This window comes from Stenotrophomonas sp. YJH_SMC_138, assembly GCF_059369855.1.
Map to the genome: position 1 here is coordinate 117,811 of NZ_JCAFTB010000004.1, position 16,079 is coordinate 133,889.

Sequence of the window (16,079 nt, forward strand, 5' to 3'; positions counted from 1 at the left end):
GTGGAGTCGAGCCTTGCTCGACTGCCCTTGGCAAAGAGCGTGTCGACCGAGGTCGACACCTACCAGAGCAGGGCGACACGGCCAGTGCCCACCAAGGTGGGCAGCGCTAGATCATCAACCGCAGTTCGCCGCCGCTGGTGGTGAATTCGCGGCCATTGCGAACCAGATGACGCCCGTCATCCAGCTCGTAACGCGGCGTGGATTCAGAGTGATGCCCGCTGCCATTCGCCTCGGGCTTGAACTCGATGATGATGTGGCTTTCGCCATTGCTGTCGACTGCAGGGAACTGACGGAACGACATCGCGTACCTCCTTCAGCGGATGCTGCTGATGCGAGGCCAGCTTGGTCCGGCCGATGTTAGCCGGCCGTCATCAATCGATGAACTGCAGTCGTGCCAGTTCAGCGTAAAGTCCGCCTTCGGCCAGAAGCTGGGCATGGGTACCTTCGGCCACGATGCGGCCCTGGTCCATCACCACGATGCGGTCGGCCTTGAGCACGGTGGCCAGGCGGTGGGCGATGACCACCGTGGTGCGACCGGCCATCAGCCGCTCCAGCGCCTGCTGCACGCTGTGCTCGCTCTGTGCGTCCAGCGCGCTGGTGGCTTCATCGAGCAGCAGGATCGGCGCGTCCTTCAGCAGTGCGCGGGCAATCGCCACGCGCTGCTGCTGGCCACCGGACAGGCGCGCACCGCGTTCGCCCAACTCACTGTCGTAGCCCTGCGGCAACGCGCGCAGGAAGCCATCGGCCTCGGCCGCACGCGCGGCAGCTTCGACCTCGGCGTCACTGGCCTGCAGGCGGCCATAGCGGATGTTGTCGCGCGCACTGGCCGCGAACAGCGTCGGCTGCTGCGGCACCAGCGCCAGCTGCGCGCGCAGCTCGGCCGGATCGACCTGGCGTACGTCGATGCCATCCACGCAGATGCGGCCGCTGGCCGGATCGTGGAAGCGCAGCAGCATCGACAGCACCGTGCTCTTGCCCGCGCCCGACGGGCCGACCAGGGCCACCGTCTCGCCCGGGCGGACATGCAGGTTGAAGTGGTCCAGCGCGGCCTGGTCCGGACGTTGCGGATAGTGGAACACCACGTCGTCGAACTGGATTTCGCCGCGCAATGGTTGCGGCAGAACGTGCGGCTGCGCCGGCGCACGGATCTCGATGTCTTCCTGCAGCAGCTCGCCAATGCGGCCCATGCCACCGGCTGCACGCTGCAGTTCGTTCCACACTTCGGCCAGCGCGCCCACCGAGCCGCCGCCGATCAGCGCGTACAGCACGAACTGCCCCAGCGTGCCGGCACTGAGGCGCCCGTCGATGACATCGTGCGCGCCCAGCCACAGCACGCCAACGATGGCGCCGAACACCAGCAGGATGGCGCTGGCGGTGACCAGCGACTGCGCACCGATGCGTCGGCGCGCGGCGCCGATGGCATCGCCCAGTGCCTTGTCGAAGCGTCCGCGCTCGTAAGGCTCGCGTGCATGTGCCTGCACCGTGCGCACGGCGCCCAGCGTCTCGCTGGCCAGGCTGTTGGCATCGGCGATGCGGTCCTGGCTGCTGCGTGCAACCGTGCGCAGCTTGCGCGCGCCGATGATGATCGGCAGTACCGCCAGTGGGATGCCGAGCAGCGACCATGCCGCCAGCCTGGGGCTGGTGACGAACAGCATGGCCAGGCTGCCGACCACGGTGACGCTGCTGCGCAGGGCGACCGACATGGTCGAGCCGACCACGCTGCGCAGCAGTTCGCTGTCAGCGGTCAGGCGCGAGACCAGTTCGCCGCTGCGGCTGCGGTCATGGAAACCGGCACCGAGTTGGATCAGGTGTGCGTACAGGCGGCTGCGCAGGTCGGCCACGACTTTTTCGCCCAGCAGCGACACGAAGAAGAACCGTGCGGCCGTTGCCAGTGCCAGCACCACCGCCACCAGCATCAGCAGGGCGAAGGCACGGTTGATCTGGCCACCGCTGGTGAAGCCGTGGTCGATCATCTGCTTCACGGCGGGGGGCAGGCTCAGCGTGGCGGCCGAAGAGACCGCCAGCGCCAGCAGCCAGGCGGTGAACAGCCCGCTGTGGCGGCGCACGAACGGCCACAGCGTCCGCAGGCTGCCGAGGCGGCGCAGCGGTGGGGCCGAGGCGGGGGCGTCGTCCTTGTCAGTCATCCTGGTCGTCGTCTTGTATGCGGATACGGTCACGGGTGGCGTCGCGCAGGCGGATTTTCAATGCATCGACCTGATCGGCCGGCAATTCGACCCGCAGGCACACGCCGTTGGCATCGAACTGTTCATCGCGCTTCACGGCGCCGAAGCTGGGAAGGGTGGCATGCAGGGTGCCCAGATCCTCGAAGCCGGCCAACAGCTGCAGCCGGGCCATCGCCACCAGCGGCAAGCGCGGGGCGGTACGCAGGCATTCGGCGGCGGCGCCACCGTAGGCGCGCACCAGTCCACCGGCGCCCAGCTTGATACCGCCGAACCAGCGCGTCACGACCACCATCACCCGGTCGAAGCCCTGGCCGTCGATCGCAGCCAGGATCGGCCGCCCAGCGGTGCCGGCGGGCTCGCCATCGTCACTGGAGCGGTAGTCCTGGCCGTGCCGGTAGGCCCAGCAGTTGTGGGTTGCGTCGGCTACGGCCACCTGTTGCAGGAACGCCAATGCTGCCGCGGCGCCATCGATCGGCGCGGCATGGGCAATGAAGCGGCTGTGTTTGACTTCCAGCGTGTGGCTTACCGGCTGGGCGAGGGTATCGGGCATTCCCGCCATTCTACGGGGTCGCCGGAGGTCACTGCCCGCTTCAGTCGTCCAGCAGCGGGCGCAGGTCGCGCGGCAGGCGCGCTTCCGGATACTGCTGCACATAGCGCTCCAGGCTGGCGCGGGCCAGGTCGCGCTGGCCGTCATCGCGGCGCGCGCGGATCTTCTGCAGCCACTGCCGTCGCGGCAGCTGTGCATCGGCGTCCACCTCGGCCTGCACGGCATCCGCACTGAGCCGCGCGTCGGCGCCCCGGCGCATGACGCCGGGCGCGGAGCGGCTCGGGGCCTGCCGCTTCATCGAGGTGATCTCTACCCGATCCAGTGCCTGCGCCCGTTCCGCATCGGCAGCATTGGCCACTGGCGCCTCGGCGCTGCGTGCTTTCAGCGCCCCTGCCGGGGCCGGCGCCAATGCCGGTGCAGGTGCCGAATAGGCAGCCGGTGCGGGAGGCGCGGGCGGTGCCGCTGCCGGTGCGGTGGCCGGACCAGGCGGGAGCGCCGCAAAGGACGTATCGGCGGCCGCATCCGCCGCCATCGATCGTGCAGCCTGGGCCGGAGCTTCAGCAGTCTCGGTCGGCGCAGGCTTGGCTACCCGCGCGACGGACGGCGCCGGGGGAGCGGCAACAGGGGCCGCCTCGGGTGCTGCAGGTTCGGTGGTCGTTTCCGATGCGGCAACCGCGCTGTCGGCTGGACTGCTCCCAGCGGCCTGATCGGCGGCCGCGACGTCTGCCGCAGCGGGCGCCGCGGCAACAGCGGCCTCGCCTGCCGGAACCGGCGGCGGTTCCGGGCGCAGCTGCCAGGCGATGCCGATGGCGAACACCATCGAGGCGGCGATGCCGAACACCGCCGGCCAACGCGGACGTGTGCGCTGCCTGCGCGGCGCCTCGGCGGAGACAGCAGCATCGGCCACCGGTGCGTGCACGGCAGCGCGCGCCGCGGCCAGGATGGTGGCGTCCAGCGCGGCCGGCGGGGCCTGTTCGACGCGACGGCCGAGCAGGCGCGCCAGCTCGCGTTCTTCCGGCGTCAGCGGTTCGTCTCGGTTCATGCGTTCAATCCCGCACGCAGCTTGTCCATCGCATAGCGCAGCCGCGATTTCACGGTTTCCCGGCCTACGCCGGTGATCTGGCCGATCTCCTCCAGGCTCAGTTCCTGATCCAGCCGCAGCTGCAGCACTTCGCGCTGCTCGGGCGGCAGTTGCTCCATCGCCAGCTGGATGCGGCGACGTTGTTCGAATTCGGAAAGCTCGGCTTCCGGGGTCTGCCCGTCCTCGATCGCGGCCAGGCGCAGGTCGGCGTCGGCCGGTGCGGCAGGGCGATGGCGAGCGGCCCGCCAGTGGTCGTTCAGGCGGTTGTGGGCGATGCGGAACAGCCAGGTGCTGAATGCAGCGTCAGGCTGCCAGCCCGCGCGCGCGCTGATCACCCGCTGCCAGACATCCTGGAAGATCTCCTCGGCCAACGCGTTGTCGCGCAGTTGCCGCAGCAGGAAGCCGAACAGGCGCTTGCGATGGCGTGCATACAGGCTTTCGAACGCGCGCAGGTCGCCACCGGCCCAGGCCAGCATCAAGGCTTCATCGGTTGGCAGTGCGCTGGCTTCCACGGCGTACAGGGTAAGGCCTGCAGGCGGTGGCGCATAGCCGGTGACGGGGGCGGGCAGGGCGAGGTTCATGGCGTGGAAGCGGCTACGGGCAGGAGGAAAAACGTACGGGCGCACGATTCGGGGTTTACGGGCTTCCATTGCCCCCCGGGTGGCGCGCTATGCTCGGCGGCTCAGGGGAGGCGACGCACAGACGGCGCCGAGAGATTGTCATTTGTCCACGCACGTTGAACCGGCGGAAGAGCCACCACACGAGGCCGTGCTGAGCACGGCGCTGGTGCGCGCATTGCATGCGCTGCTGCCGGACTCGGCCGTGGTCCGCGTTGGCTGGGATGACCCGCAGCTGGGCCGCGGACAGGGCGGCTGGCCGGCTGTCGCGGCGGCCGACGCGTTGACGGTGCCTGGCGTGGGCAACGGTTGCCATGGCTGGGAATATGACGGTGCCCGCCTGCAGTTGTCGGTCGAAGGCGCCGTGCCTTCAGCGGCGTGGTGGGGGCTGGCCCGGCAGGCCATGGAGCTGGCGTTGCAGCGCGGTCGCCAGGCCGGGCAGATCAAGGCGCTGGAAGAAGCTGAACGGCTGCAGCAGGCGCTGTTCCAGATCGCCGATCTGGCTGGCGCCGACCTGGAGATGTCGGAGATGCTGCGTCACGTGCACGGCGTGCTTGGCACGCTGATGTACGCGGAAAACTGCTACATCGTCGAGTACGACGATGTCCGCGACCAGATCCGCTTCCTGTACTTCGCCGACCAGGTCGATGACTTCGTCGCCGATCCGTCGCAGAGCCATGACGCCGATGAGATGCCGCGCAGCCTGACCGTGGCGTTGCTGCGCCACGGCAAGCCGCTCAGCGGCCCCTCGCGCGAGTTGCTGGCGCGCGTGGTCGAGCAGGAGCACGACCCGCAGCGTGGACCGGAGAGCCTGGACTGGCTGGGCGTGCCGATGCTGCGCGATGGCCGGGTATGCGGCGCCATCGTGGTGCAGAGCTATGAGCTGGCGGCCCGTTATGGCGAGGCCGAGCGGGCGCTGCTGGGTTTTGTCGCGCAGCACGTGCAGACTGCGATGGACCGGCGCCAGGCGCAGGTCCGGCTGGAACAGCAGGTGGAGCGGCGCACGCTGGAGCTGCAGCGTGCCAACCACAGCCTGCAGGATGAAGTGGCCGAGCGCCGCCGCGCAGAGCAGCTGCAGACCGCGCTGTACAACATCGCCGAGATGGCGATGTCGGCCGACAGCCTGGCCCAGTTCTACGGGCAGGTGCATGGCGTGGTCGGGCGCCTGCTTGACGCGCGCAATTTCTATATCGCGCTGGTGAACGGGGCCGGCAGCGGCCTGGACTTCGTCTACTCGGTGGACGAGCACAACGCCAGCCGTGCGCCACGCCCGTTCAGCCGCGGCCTGACCGAGTACGTAGTGCGCAACCGGCGTCCGTTGCTGGCTTCGCGGCAGCAGATCGACGCACTGCTGGCCAGCGGTGAAGTGCGCGAATCGGGCGCACGTTCGCATTGCTGGCTGGGTGTGCCGCTGCTGCGCGATGACGAGGTGGTCGGCGCGATCGTGGTGCAGAGCTACAGCGAGAACAGCACGTTCAGCGTGCACGATCAGCGCTTGTTGACCTTCGTTGCACAGAACATCGGAACCGGGCTGGCGCGCCAGCGCGACCAGCAGCAGCTGCGTTCGGCGCATGCCGAGCTGGAAAAGCGCGTGGAGGAACGTACCCGCGAGCTGGCCGAGGTCAACGAGAAGCTGCTCGGGCAGATCGGCGAGCGCCTGCGTGCCGAGCAGCGCCTGACCCATCAGGCCATGCACGATGCGCTGACCGGCCTGCCCAACCGCCTGCACCTGCTCGATCGCCTGCAGGATGCGCTGGCGCTGGCCAAGCGCGAGGGTGGGCCGGTGTTCGCCGTGCTGTTCCTCGACCTGGACCGCTTCAAGCTGGTCAACGACAGCATCGGCCACGCTGCCGGCGATCGCATGCTGGTGGAGGTGGCCAAGCGCATCGTATCGATGGCCGGCACCGATGACGTGGTGGCGCGGCTGGGCGGCGATGAGTTCGCGGTGCTGCTGCAGTGTCCGCAGGGGCTGGCACAGGCGCTGGAGTTCGGCCAGCGGCTGTTGCTGGCACTGCAGGAATCGATGTGGATCGCCGGGCGCGAACTGTTCCCGTCCGGCAGCCTGGGCATCGCCTTGTGGAACCCGCGCTACCGGACCGGTGAAGAACTGCTGCGCGACGCAGACGCGGCGATGTACCGGGCCAAGGCGCAGGGTCATGACCGCTGCGCGATCTTCGACGAAGACATGCGCGAAGAAGCGATGCGCAGCCTGGACCTGGAAGCGGATCTGCGGCGTGCGATCAACAACCGCGACTTCGTGCCGTTCTACCAGCCGATCGTGCGCCTGTCCGATGGCGAAGTGGTGGGGCACGAGGCCTTGCTGCGCTGGCGCCACGAGCGTCGTGGCCTGTTGCTGCCCGGGGCGTTCCTGGAGCTGGGCGAGGAAAGCGGCCTGATCGAGCAGGTCGACTGGCTGATCTACGAACAGGTCATCGCGGGACTGGCCGAAGGCGGCCACGGCTATGTCTCGGTGAACGTATCGCCACGCCATTTCCGCTCGGCCGAGTTCAGTGGCCGCCTGTTCGGTCTGCTCGATGCATGCGGTGCCGACCCGCGCCGGCTGCGCCTGGAGATTACCGAGGTGGCGCTGCTGGATGATGGCCCGCACACGCTGCGCATCCTGCAGGGCCTGCGCGAGCGTGGCATCCAGGTGCAGCTGGACGATTTCGGTACCGGCTTCTCGGCGCTGTCCTACCTGCACCGCTTCCCGATCAGCACGTTGAAGATCGACCAGAGCTTCATCGCCGGCCTGCATGGGCCGGAAGTGCAGAGCACGCGCGCGCTGGTCGAGGGCGTGTTGTCACTGGCCCGCACCTTGGGCATCGAAACCATCGGCGAAGGCATCGAGACCGAAGCGCAGCGGCAGACGCTGCGCGAACTTGGTTGCGACTACGGCCAGGGCTACCTGCTGGGCCGTCCGGCGCCGTGGGAGGGCGCGGTGGCCTGAGCCACCGCGCCGGGTCGCCTCAGCGCAGGGCGGAGCGACGCTTCTCGTCGATCCACTTGGAAGCCTGGGCCGGCTGATAGTTCTGCATCCACTCCAGCATTTCCTCGATGTCCGAGCCGTACCACAGGTCCTGGCGCTGGTCCGGATGCAGGAAGCGCTCTTCTACCATGCGATCGATCATGCCGATCAGGGGGGCGTAGAAGCCTTCCACGTCGAGGAAGGCGCATGGCTTGTTGCCGATGCCCAGCTGGCGCCAGGTCAGCATCTCGAAGATCTCTTCCATGGTGCCGAAGCCGCCGGGCAGGGCGACGAAGCCATCGGCGAGGTCGAACATGCGCGACTTGCGCTCATGCATCGAACCGACGATCTCCAGTTCGGTCAGGCCGCGGTGGGCCACTTCCCAGTCGGCCAGCTGGCGCGGGATCACGCCGGTCACCTCCCCGCCGGCGGCGAGCACGGCATTGGCCACGGTTCCCATCAGGCCGACGTTGCCGCCGCCATACACCAGGCGCAGGCCGTCACGGGCGATGCGATCACCCAGGGCAATGGCGCGTTCGGTGTAGGCCGGCTTGCTGCCAGCGTTGGAACCACAGTACACACAGATCGATTTCATGGATCTTCCTGTCTCTTGGCCGGAAACGAAAACGCCCCGTCGCCAACCGCAGGGCGGTCAGGGACGGGGTGTCGGTGGATTATGAGGCCTTGACAGGCCTTCTGTAGAGCCGAGCCACGCTCGGCTGCGCTTCGTTCAGATCGCGGCAAAGGCTGAGTCGAGCATGGCTCGACTCTACAAACGCCAAGCAGGCTTACGCGGCAGCCGCCTGTTCGCGGCGCGGGCCTTCACGCAGGGCGCGGCCCACCATGCCGACCAGCAGGTCCAGCTCATCGCTGTCCATGCCGAAGTGCGGGGTGAAGCGCAGCGAATTCTCGCCGCCGTGGATCACGTTGATGCCGTGCTGGCGCAGCCATTCCTCGGTGGAATTGGCGCCGTAGCACTTGAACTGCGGGGCCAGCTCGCAGGAGAACAGCAGGCCGGTGCCCTGCACCTTGGTGATCAGACCGCCCAGTTCGCTCTTGAGCTGTTCCAGCTTGCGCACGGCCTCGGCACCGCGTTCGGCGATGTTGGCACGCACCTGCGGGGTCAGCTGCGCCAGGGTGGCACAGGCCACGTCCAGCGCGCGTGGGTTGCTGGTCATGGTGTTGCCGTAGATGCCCTTGCGGTACAGCTGCGCGGCGTGCTCGGTCACCGCCAGCACCGACAGCGGGTACTGCGCGGCGTTGAGCGCCTTGGAGTAGGTCTCCATGTCCGGCGGATCCAGGCCTTCGAAGCCCGGGTAATCGACCACCGACAGCACGCCATGCGCGCGCAGACCAGCCTGGATCGAGTCCAGCAGCAGCAGGCTGCCGTGCGCACGGGTCAGCTCACGGGCCACGGCATAGAACGCCGGCGGCACCGAACGGCCCGGGTCGCCTTCGCCCATTACCGGTTCCAGGAACACCGCCTCGATGAACCACTGGTTGCGTGCGGCGTCCTCGAACACCTTGCGCAGGCCGGTCTCGTCGTACGGCGCCACGGTGATCACCGAATCCTCGCCGCGGTAGCTGGCCAGGTGCTGCATGTAGCTCTTGCGGCTGGAATCGGAATACAGGGCAGGGCGGTCGGTACGGCCATGGAAGCTGCCCTTGACCACCACGCGCTTGATCGTGGCGCCGGCGTGGCGCGCGCCCGGGTCGGTCTGCAGCTTGGCGTTGACGTCGGCGATGCGCGCGGCCAGGCCAACCGCCTCGGAGCCGGAATTCAGGCACATGAAGCGCGCGAACGGGCAGCCGCCACGGCGGTGGCCGATCTCGGCGCGCAGGGCCGTGATGAAGCGCTGCTGCGACAGGCTGGGGGTCATGATGTTGGCCATCACCTGTGGGCGTGCCATCGCCTCCAGCACGGCATCCGGGGTGTGCCCGAAACCGAGCATGCCGTAGCCGCCGGCGTCGTACAGCACCGCGCCCTTCAGGGTGACCACCCAGGGGCCACGCGCGGCCAGCGCCACGTACGGGGTCACTGCATCATCGGCGTAGAAATTGACGAAGCCGTCCTGCATCGCGTCGATCTGCGCCTGTTCGTCCTGCGCCAGCAGCGGCCCCAGGTCGGCCTGCACGCGCGCGAACTCCTCGGCGGCGGCATCCACTGCGGCGATCAGCTGCGGGTGGCGGACGGACAGGGCGGTCAGGGTGGCGTCGTCCAGGCCGGTGGTGAGGCGGGTGCCGGGCTGGGTGCGCAGGGGGGCGAGGCGTTCGATGAAGCTCATTGCAGATCTCCTGAAACGATGGGTCGCACGGGCCTTCAAAAGCAAAACGCGCGTCAACGCGCGCTTGGGGGCAGGCTCGTGCAGCGGACTTCCGACTCGATGCTAGCACTTGTTTTTTTGCGCGATAACCCCGCAAAAACCTGCTGCATAGCAGCATTTTGCGCGACGTTCGCCGCGAAGCACGCCGGCTCGCAGACGCTGGACGTACAATGCGCGCCATTGTCGACCTGTTGCCGCCCACTGCCTTGAAGAAGTCCGATTTCAACTACGACCTGCCGGCCGAACTGATCGCGCAGGCGCCCCTGGCCGAGCGCTCCGCCAGCCGCCTGCTGCTGGTGCCGCAAGCCCCCGCCGCGTTCACCGACCTGCAGGTGCGTGACCTTCCGTCGCTGCTGCAGCCGGGCGACCTGCTGGTGTTCAACGACACCCGGGTGATCCCGGCGCGCCTGTTCGGGCAGAAGGCCAGCGGCGGCCGCGTGGAAATCCTGATCGAGCGCTTGCTCGGCGGCCAGCAGGCCCGTGCCCAGGTGGGCGCCAGCAAGTCGCCGAAGGCCGGCAGCCGCATCGCGCTGGATGCCGGTGGCGAAGCCGAGGTGCTGGGCCGCGATGGCGAGTTCTACGTGCTGCAGTTCCACGTGCCCGAGTCGCTGGAGCAGTGGCTGCTGCATGCCGGCCGCCTGCCGCTGCCGCCGTACATCCAGCGCGAGCCGGGCGTGGACGACCGCGAGCGCTACCAGACCGTGTTCGCGCGTGAAGTGGGCGCGGTGGCGGCACCGACCGCGGGCCTGCATTTCGACGAACCGTTGCTGGCCGCACTGAAGGAAAAGGGCGTGGAGTTCGGCCACGTCACCCTGCACGTGGGCGCGGGCACCTTCCAGCCGGTGCGTGCCGAAGACCTGAAGGACCACGTGATGCACCGAGAGTGGCTGAATGTCGGTGCCGAACTGGTGCAGCAGGTGCGGCGCACGCGCGCCGCCGGCGGCCGCGTGATCGGCGTCGGCACCACTGTGGTGCGCGCGCTGGAAAGCGCGATGCGCGATGGCGAGCTGCTGCCGTTCGCCGGCGAGACGCAGATCTTCATCACCCCCGGCTACCGCATCCGCAGCGTGGACGCGATGGTGACCAACTTCCACCTGCCGGAAAGCACGCTGCTGATGATGATCTCCGCGTTTGCCGGCAAGGAGCGCGTGTTCGAGGCCTACCAGCACGCGATCGAGCAGCGCTACCGCTTCTTCAGCTACGGCGACGCGATGCTGCTGTTCCCGCAGGCGGGGTAGCGCGCCCCAGGAGGGCAGGGGCCCCCTGTGGGTGCGCACCTTGGTGCGCACGCCTTCTTGGGAGACAATAGGCAACTATTTGCCCCAATGACCGCTCCATGTCCCGACTGCAGTTCCAGCTCCAGACCCGCGACGGCCGTGCCCGCCGTGGCCGCCTGACCTTCCCGCGTGGCACGGTGGAAACGCCGGCCTTCATGCCGGTGGGGACCTATGGCTCGGTCAAGGGCATCCTGCCGGACCAGGTGCGCGCGCTGGGCGCCGAGATCATCCTCGGCAATACCTTCCACCTGTACCTGCGCCCGGGCCTGGACATCATCGCTGACCACGGCGGCCTGCACGGCTTCTGCCGCTGGGATGGCCCGATCCTGACCGACTCCGGCGGCTTCCAGGTGTTCTCGCTGGCGCACCGCCGCAAGATCACCGAGCAGGGCGTGACCTTCGCCTCGCCGACCGACGGCGCACGGGTCTTCCTCGGTCCCGAGGAGAGCATGAAGATCCAGAAGGTGCTCGATTCGGACATCGTGATGATCTTCGACGAATGCACCCCGTACCCGGCCACCGAGGACGTTGCCCGCCGTTCGATGGAGTTGAGCCTGCGCTGGGCGCAGCGCAGCCGCAACGCGCATGACGAACTGGGCAACGACGCGGCCCTGTTCGGCATCGTCCAGGGCGGCGTGCATACCGACCTGCGCAGCCGCTCGGCCGATGCCCTGCAGGCGATCGGCTTCGACGGCTACGCCATCGGCGGCCTGGCCGTGGGCGAGCCGGAGCACGAGCGCAACGCCATGCTCGACCACCTGGACCCGGAGCTGCCGGGCGACCGCCCGCGCTACCTGATGGGCGTGGGCCGGCCGGAGGACCTGGTCGAGGGTGTCGCACGTGGCGTGGACATGTTCGATTGCGTGATGCCGACCCGCAACGCCCGCAACGGCCACTATTTCACCTCGTTCGGCACCGTCCGCATCCGCAACTCCCAGTACGCGCGCGACATGGACCCGATCGAGCCGGGTTGTGGCTGCGTGGCCTGCACCGGCGGCTACACCCGTTCCTACCTGCGCCACCTGGACCGCTGCAACGAGATGCTGGCGCCGATGCTGGGCACCCTGCACAACCTGTTCTACTACGAAAAGCTGATGGCCGACATCCGCGCGGCGATCGAGGCGGGAACCTTCCTGGCCTTCCGTGAGTCCTTCTACGCGGCACGCGGGGCGGTGGCCCCGCCGCTGTAACCCGAAGGCCCCCTGCCAAACGGCCCAAGGACGAACGCCCGGGGCCGTGGCATACTTCAAGGCTGACCCAGATCCGCGGTCGACACCCCCGTCCCTGAAGGGACGGGAGCGCCGCCCAACCAAAGGACCAACGATGAACCTGCTTGCTTTCCTGATTCCCGCCGCCCACGCCCAGGCCGCCGGCGGCCAACCGCAGGGCATGGGCCTGACCACGCTGCTGTTCCCGATCATCCTGATCGCCATCATGTACTTCCTGATGATCCGCCCGCAGATGAAGCGGCAGAAGGAACACAAGTCCATGCTGGAGAAGATCAAGCGTGGCGACGAAGTGCTGACCAACGGTGGCATCGCCGGCAAGGTCACCGACATCGGCGACAACTTCATCACCATCGAAGTGGCCGAGAACGTGCGCATCCGCGTGCAGAAGGGCGCTGTCGGCAGCGTACTGCCGACCGGCACCCTGGATTCGGCCAAGTAAGCCACTCCCTTTCCGAAGCACAACCGCGGCGCCGGGGATGGCGCCGCGCGGGACCCAAGCAATGCTCGAATTTCCACGCTGGAAGTACGTCGTCATCCTGATCGTACTGGCGCTCAGTGCGCTGTACGCGCTGCCCAACATCTACCAGAAGGACCCGGCCATCCAGATCACCGCCAACCGTGGCGGGCAGATCGACGATGCGCTGCGCGACCGTGTGCTGGCCGACCTGAAGAAGGCCGGGGTCACTGCCATCGGTGCCGAAAAGGAAGGGGAAAGCCTGATCGTCCGCCTGCCGGACCTGAAGTCGCAGTCTGCGGCCAGCGATGCCCTGCGCGACACCGTCGGCGAGAAGTACACGGTGGCCCTGAACCTGGCCTCGACCGTGCCGGACTGGCTGGCCCGGCTGGGCGGTCGCCCGATGGTGCTCGGCCTGGACCTTCAGGGTGGCGTGCACTTCGTGCTGCAGGTCGACCAGAAGGCCGCCCTCGACAAGCGCCTGGATGCCTACACCGAAGACGTGCGCGGCACCCTGCGTGACGCCCGCATCGCCTACCAGTCGGTGGAGCGCCGTGCGGACAACAGCATCGTGGCCAACCTGAGCCCGTCCGCCGGTGACGACGCCGCGCAGCGTGCCCGTGCCGCCCTGGTCAAGGCACAGCCGACGCTCGGCTATGACGTCAGCGGCAACCGCATCACGGTCACCGTGCCGGAGACCGAGATCACGCAGATCGCCAACGGCGCCATCGAGCAGAACATCAACACCCTGCGCAACCGCGTGAACCAGCTCGGCGTGGCCGAGCCGATCATCCAGCGCCAGGGTGCCGACCGTGTGGTCGTGCAGCTGCCGGGCGTGCAGGACACCGCCGAAGCCAAGCGCATGATCGGCGCCACCGCCACCCTGGAGTACCGCGCGGTGGTCGAGGGCAATGCGCAGGACGCCATCAATTCCGGCCGCATCCCGCCGGAAGCGAAGGTCTACCAGCAGCGTGATGGCCGCGGCCCGATCCTGCTGAACAAGCGCGTGATCGTCACCGGTGACCAGATGGTCGGCGCGCAGGCGGTGACCGATTCGAACAGTGGCTCCCCGGCCGTCAGCGTGACGCTGAACAATGTCGGCGGCCAGCGCATGTTCGACTTCACCAGCGCCAACGTGAACAAGCCGATGGCGGTGGTCTACACCGAACGCGTGCCGACCGTGACCGTCGTCGACGGCCAGGAAGTGCGTGGCTTCAAGGTCAACGAGGAAGTGATCTCGGTGGCCAACATCAATGGCGTGTTCGGCAAGAACTTCCAGACCACCGGCCTGCAGAAGAAGGAAGCCGAGGACCTGGCCAAGCTGCTGAAGTCCGGCTCGCTGGCCGCGCCGATGGACTTCGTCGAAGAGCGCGTGGTCGGCCCGAGCCTGGGCGCCGAGAACGTCAAGAACGGCATGCGCGCGGTGGTGTTCGCGTTCCTGTTCACCCTGGTGTTCTTCAGCATCTACTACCGCATGTTCGGTGTGATCACCTCGGCGGCGATGCTGTTCAACCTGCTGATCGTGGTGGCGGTGATGTCGCTGTTCGGCGCCACCATGACCCTGCCGGGCTTCGCCGGCCTGGCGTTGTCGGTGGGCCTGTCGGTGGACGCCAACGTGCTGATCAACGAGCGTATCCGTGAAGAACTGCGCGCCGGCGTGCCGGGCAAGACCGCGATCGTGACCGGTTACGAGCGTGCCTCGGGCACCATCCTCGACGCCAACCTGACCGGCCTGATCGTCGGCGTGGCGCTGTTCGCATTCGGTACCGGTCCGCTGAAGGGCTTCGCGCTGACCATGATCATCGGTATTTTCGCCTCCATGTTCACTGCGATCACCGTGTCGCGTGCGCTGGCGACGCTGATCTACGGCCGTCGCAAGAAGCTCCAGAACGTGGCCATCTGACGGGACGACACGCACAATGAAACTGTTTCCGCTGCACATCCTCCCGAACGACACCAAGATCGACTTCATGCGCTGGCGCCATGTCGCCATGGCAGTCACCATCGTGGTGTTCCTGGCCTCGGTCGCCATCATCGGCATCAAGGGCTTCAACTACGCACTGGACTTCACCGGCGGCACCCTGATCGAAACGCGTTTCGAGAAGGCCGTGGACGTCGAGCAGGTCCGCGCCAAGCTGGAGCAGAACGGCTTCGACGGTGCCCAGGTGCAGAGCGTCGGTGGCAATACCGACCTGCTGATCCGCCTGGCGCCGCACGGCGAGCATGCGCCGGGCACCGGTGATGCCGCTGCCGAGGACAAGGCCACCGCCGCGGCCGTGGTGAAGGTGCTGTCCAGCGCCGACAACCAGGCCACGGTGATGAGTACCGCATTCGTCGGCCCGCAGATCGGCAAGGACCTGGCGAAGAACGGCCTGTACGCCACCATCTTCATGCTGGCCGGCTTCCTGATCTACATCGCGGTGCGCTTCGAATGGAAGTTCGCGGTCACCGCCAGCATCGTGGCGATGTTCGACCTGATCGTGACGGTCGCCTACGTGTCCCTGCTGGGCCGTGAGTTCGACCTGACCGTGCTGGCCGGCCTGCTGTCGGTGATGGGCTTTGCGATCAACGACATCATCGTGGTGTTCGACCGCGTCCGCGAGAACTTCCGCAGCCTGCGCGTGGACTCGATGGAGGTGCTGAACCGTTCGATCAACCAGACGCTGTCGCGTACGGTGATCACCGCGGTGATGTTCTTCCTGTCGGCGCTTGCCCTGTACCTGTACGGCGGTGCGTCGATGGAAGGCCTGGCCGAGACGCACATGATCGGTGCGGTGATCGTGGTGCTGTCCTCGATCCTGGTCGCGGTGCCGATGCTGACGATCGGCTTCCTGCGCGTCAGCAAGCAGGACCTGCTGCCGAAGGCGAAGGACGTCGAGGCCCTGGCCCGTCGCCCGTAAGCATCTGCTGCATGCGGCACACAGAGAACCCCGCGCAAGCGGGGTTTTTTGTGTGCAGGGCTTGCAGCCCTGCACCCACGGTAGTGCCGGCCGCTGGCCGGCAACAGCAACAGCAACAGAGTGCATTCCGTGGTTGGGCGGGACGGTGTCGGAGTGCGGGGACGCCGCAAGTACGTCCGTGTAGGCTTGGCAGCCGCATCCATGCGGCTGACACCCCGCACTCCGACACCGCCCCGCCTCTGACAGATTCCTGCGGCTGTTGGTAGGTGTCGACCTTGGTCGACACATCTGTCAGATATCGATAATCAGACTGGAATCAGATCTACCGTGTCGACCAAGGTCGACACCCACCAGAGAAGAATGCTGTCCCGACAGGTCGCGGAAATCTGTCGAAGGCGGGGTGGGTCCGGTTGCGGGGGCGTGAGCCGCATGGATGCGGCGACCGAGCTTACATGGACGTACTTGCAGCGCCCCCCGCAACCGGATCCACCCCGCCAACCCA

The 16,079-nt window shown here is 67.6% G+C and carries 13 protein-coding genes; 6 read left to right on the forward strand and 7 right to left on the reverse strand.

The window, feature by feature from the left end:
* Positions 1–106: 106 nt before the first annotated feature.
* From AC5P7I_RS10895 to AC5P7I_RS10915, 5 genes are all read right to left on the reverse strand, one after another.
* Positions 107–301: a hypothetical protein gene (locus tag AC5P7I_RS10895; RefSeq protein WP_014646818.1), complete on the reverse strand. Its 195-nt coding sequence runs from the start codon at positions 299–301 to the stop codon at positions 107–109.
* 70 nt (positions 302–371) lie between these two features.
* Positions 372–2,144, reverse strand: coding sequence for an ABC transporter transmembrane domain-containing protein (locus tag AC5P7I_RS10900; RefSeq protein ID WP_046430164.1), 1,773 nt, complete (start codon positions 2,142–2,144; stop codon positions 372–374).
* A complete protein-coding gene (locus AC5P7I_RS10905) occupies positions 2,137–2,733 on the reverse strand; it encodes an IMPACT family protein (RefSeq protein WP_032960562.1) in 597 nt (198 codons plus the stop codon). Before AC5P7I_RS10905 ends, AC5P7I_RS10900 begins: the two co-directional genes overlap by 8 nt.
* Positions 2,734–2,773: 40 nt before the next feature.
* Positions 2,774–3,772, reverse strand: coding sequence for a hypothetical protein (locus AC5P7I_RS10910; protein ID WP_164233055.1), 999 nt, complete (start codon positions 3,770–3,772; stop codon positions 2,774–2,776).
* Entirely contained in the window at positions 3,769–4,287 is a 519-nt protein-coding gene (locus AC5P7I_RS10915; RefSeq protein ID WP_229653773.1) for an RNA polymerase sigma factor, read from the reverse strand. The genes AC5P7I_RS10910 and AC5P7I_RS10915 overlap by 4 nt, the downstream gene beginning before the upstream one ends.
* 247 nt (positions 4,288–4,534) lie before the next feature.
* Between AC5P7I_RS10915 and AC5P7I_RS10920 the strand changes: the two genes are divergently transcribed.
* Positions 4,535–7,375: a bifunctional diguanylate cyclase/phosphodiesterase gene (locus AC5P7I_RS10920; RefSeq protein ID WP_046430168.1), complete on the forward strand. Its 2,841-nt coding sequence runs from the start codon at positions 4,535–4,537 to the stop codon at positions 7,373–7,375.
* Between the two features lie 19 nt (positions 7,376–7,394).
* Here AC5P7I_RS10920 and AC5P7I_RS10925 read toward each other — a convergent pair whose 3' ends face one another.
* Positions 7,395–7,988: an LOG family protein gene (locus AC5P7I_RS10925; RefSeq protein WP_014036864.1), complete on the reverse strand. Its 594-nt coding sequence runs from the start codon at positions 7,986–7,988 to the stop codon at positions 7,395–7,397.
* Positions 7,989–8,181: 193 nt separating this feature from the next.
* Entirely contained in the window at positions 8,182–9,678 is a 1,497-nt protein-coding gene (locus AC5P7I_RS10930) for an aminotransferase class III-fold pyridoxal phosphate-dependent enzyme (RefSeq protein ID WP_049408221.1), read from the reverse strand.
* A gap of 209 nt (positions 9,679–9,887) precedes the next feature.
* Here AC5P7I_RS10930 and queA point away from each other — a divergent pair, with 209 nt between their 5' ends.
* The 5 genes from queA (at position 9,888) to secF (ending at position 15,577) form a co-directional block, all read left to right on the forward strand.
* Entirely contained in the window at positions 9,888–10,955 is a 1,068-nt protein-coding gene (gene queA, locus AC5P7I_RS10935; protein WP_014646825.1) for a tRNA preQ1(34) S-adenosylmethionine ribosyltransferase-isomerase QueA, read from the forward strand.
* 98 nt (positions 10,956–11,053) lie between these two features.
* Positions 11,054–12,184, forward strand: a complete 1,131-nt coding sequence (gene tgt, locus AC5P7I_RS10940) for a tRNA guanosine(34) transglycosylase Tgt (protein WP_014646826.1) — start codon at positions 11,054–11,056, stop codon at positions 12,182–12,184.
* A 133-nt stretch (positions 12,185–12,317) separates the two neighbouring features.
* Positions 12,318–12,662: a preprotein translocase subunit YajC gene (yajC, locus tag AC5P7I_RS10945; RefSeq protein WP_014036867.1), complete on the forward strand. Its 345-nt coding sequence runs from the start codon at positions 12,318–12,320 to the stop codon at positions 12,660–12,662.
* A 61-nt stretch (positions 12,663–12,723) separates the two neighbouring features.
* On the forward strand, positions 12,724–14,580 hold the full coding sequence (gene secD, locus AC5P7I_RS10950) for a protein translocase subunit SecD (RefSeq protein ID WP_046430175.1): 1,857 nt from the start codon (positions 12,724–12,726) through the stop codon (positions 14,578–14,580).
* 16 nt (positions 14,581–14,596) lie between these two features.
* Complete coding sequence (gene secF, locus AC5P7I_RS10955) at positions 14,597–15,577, forward strand: protein translocase subunit SecF (RefSeq protein WP_014646828.1); 981 nt, start codon at positions 14,597–14,599, stop codon at positions 15,575–15,577.
* Positions 15,578–16,079: the final 502 nt, after the last annotated feature.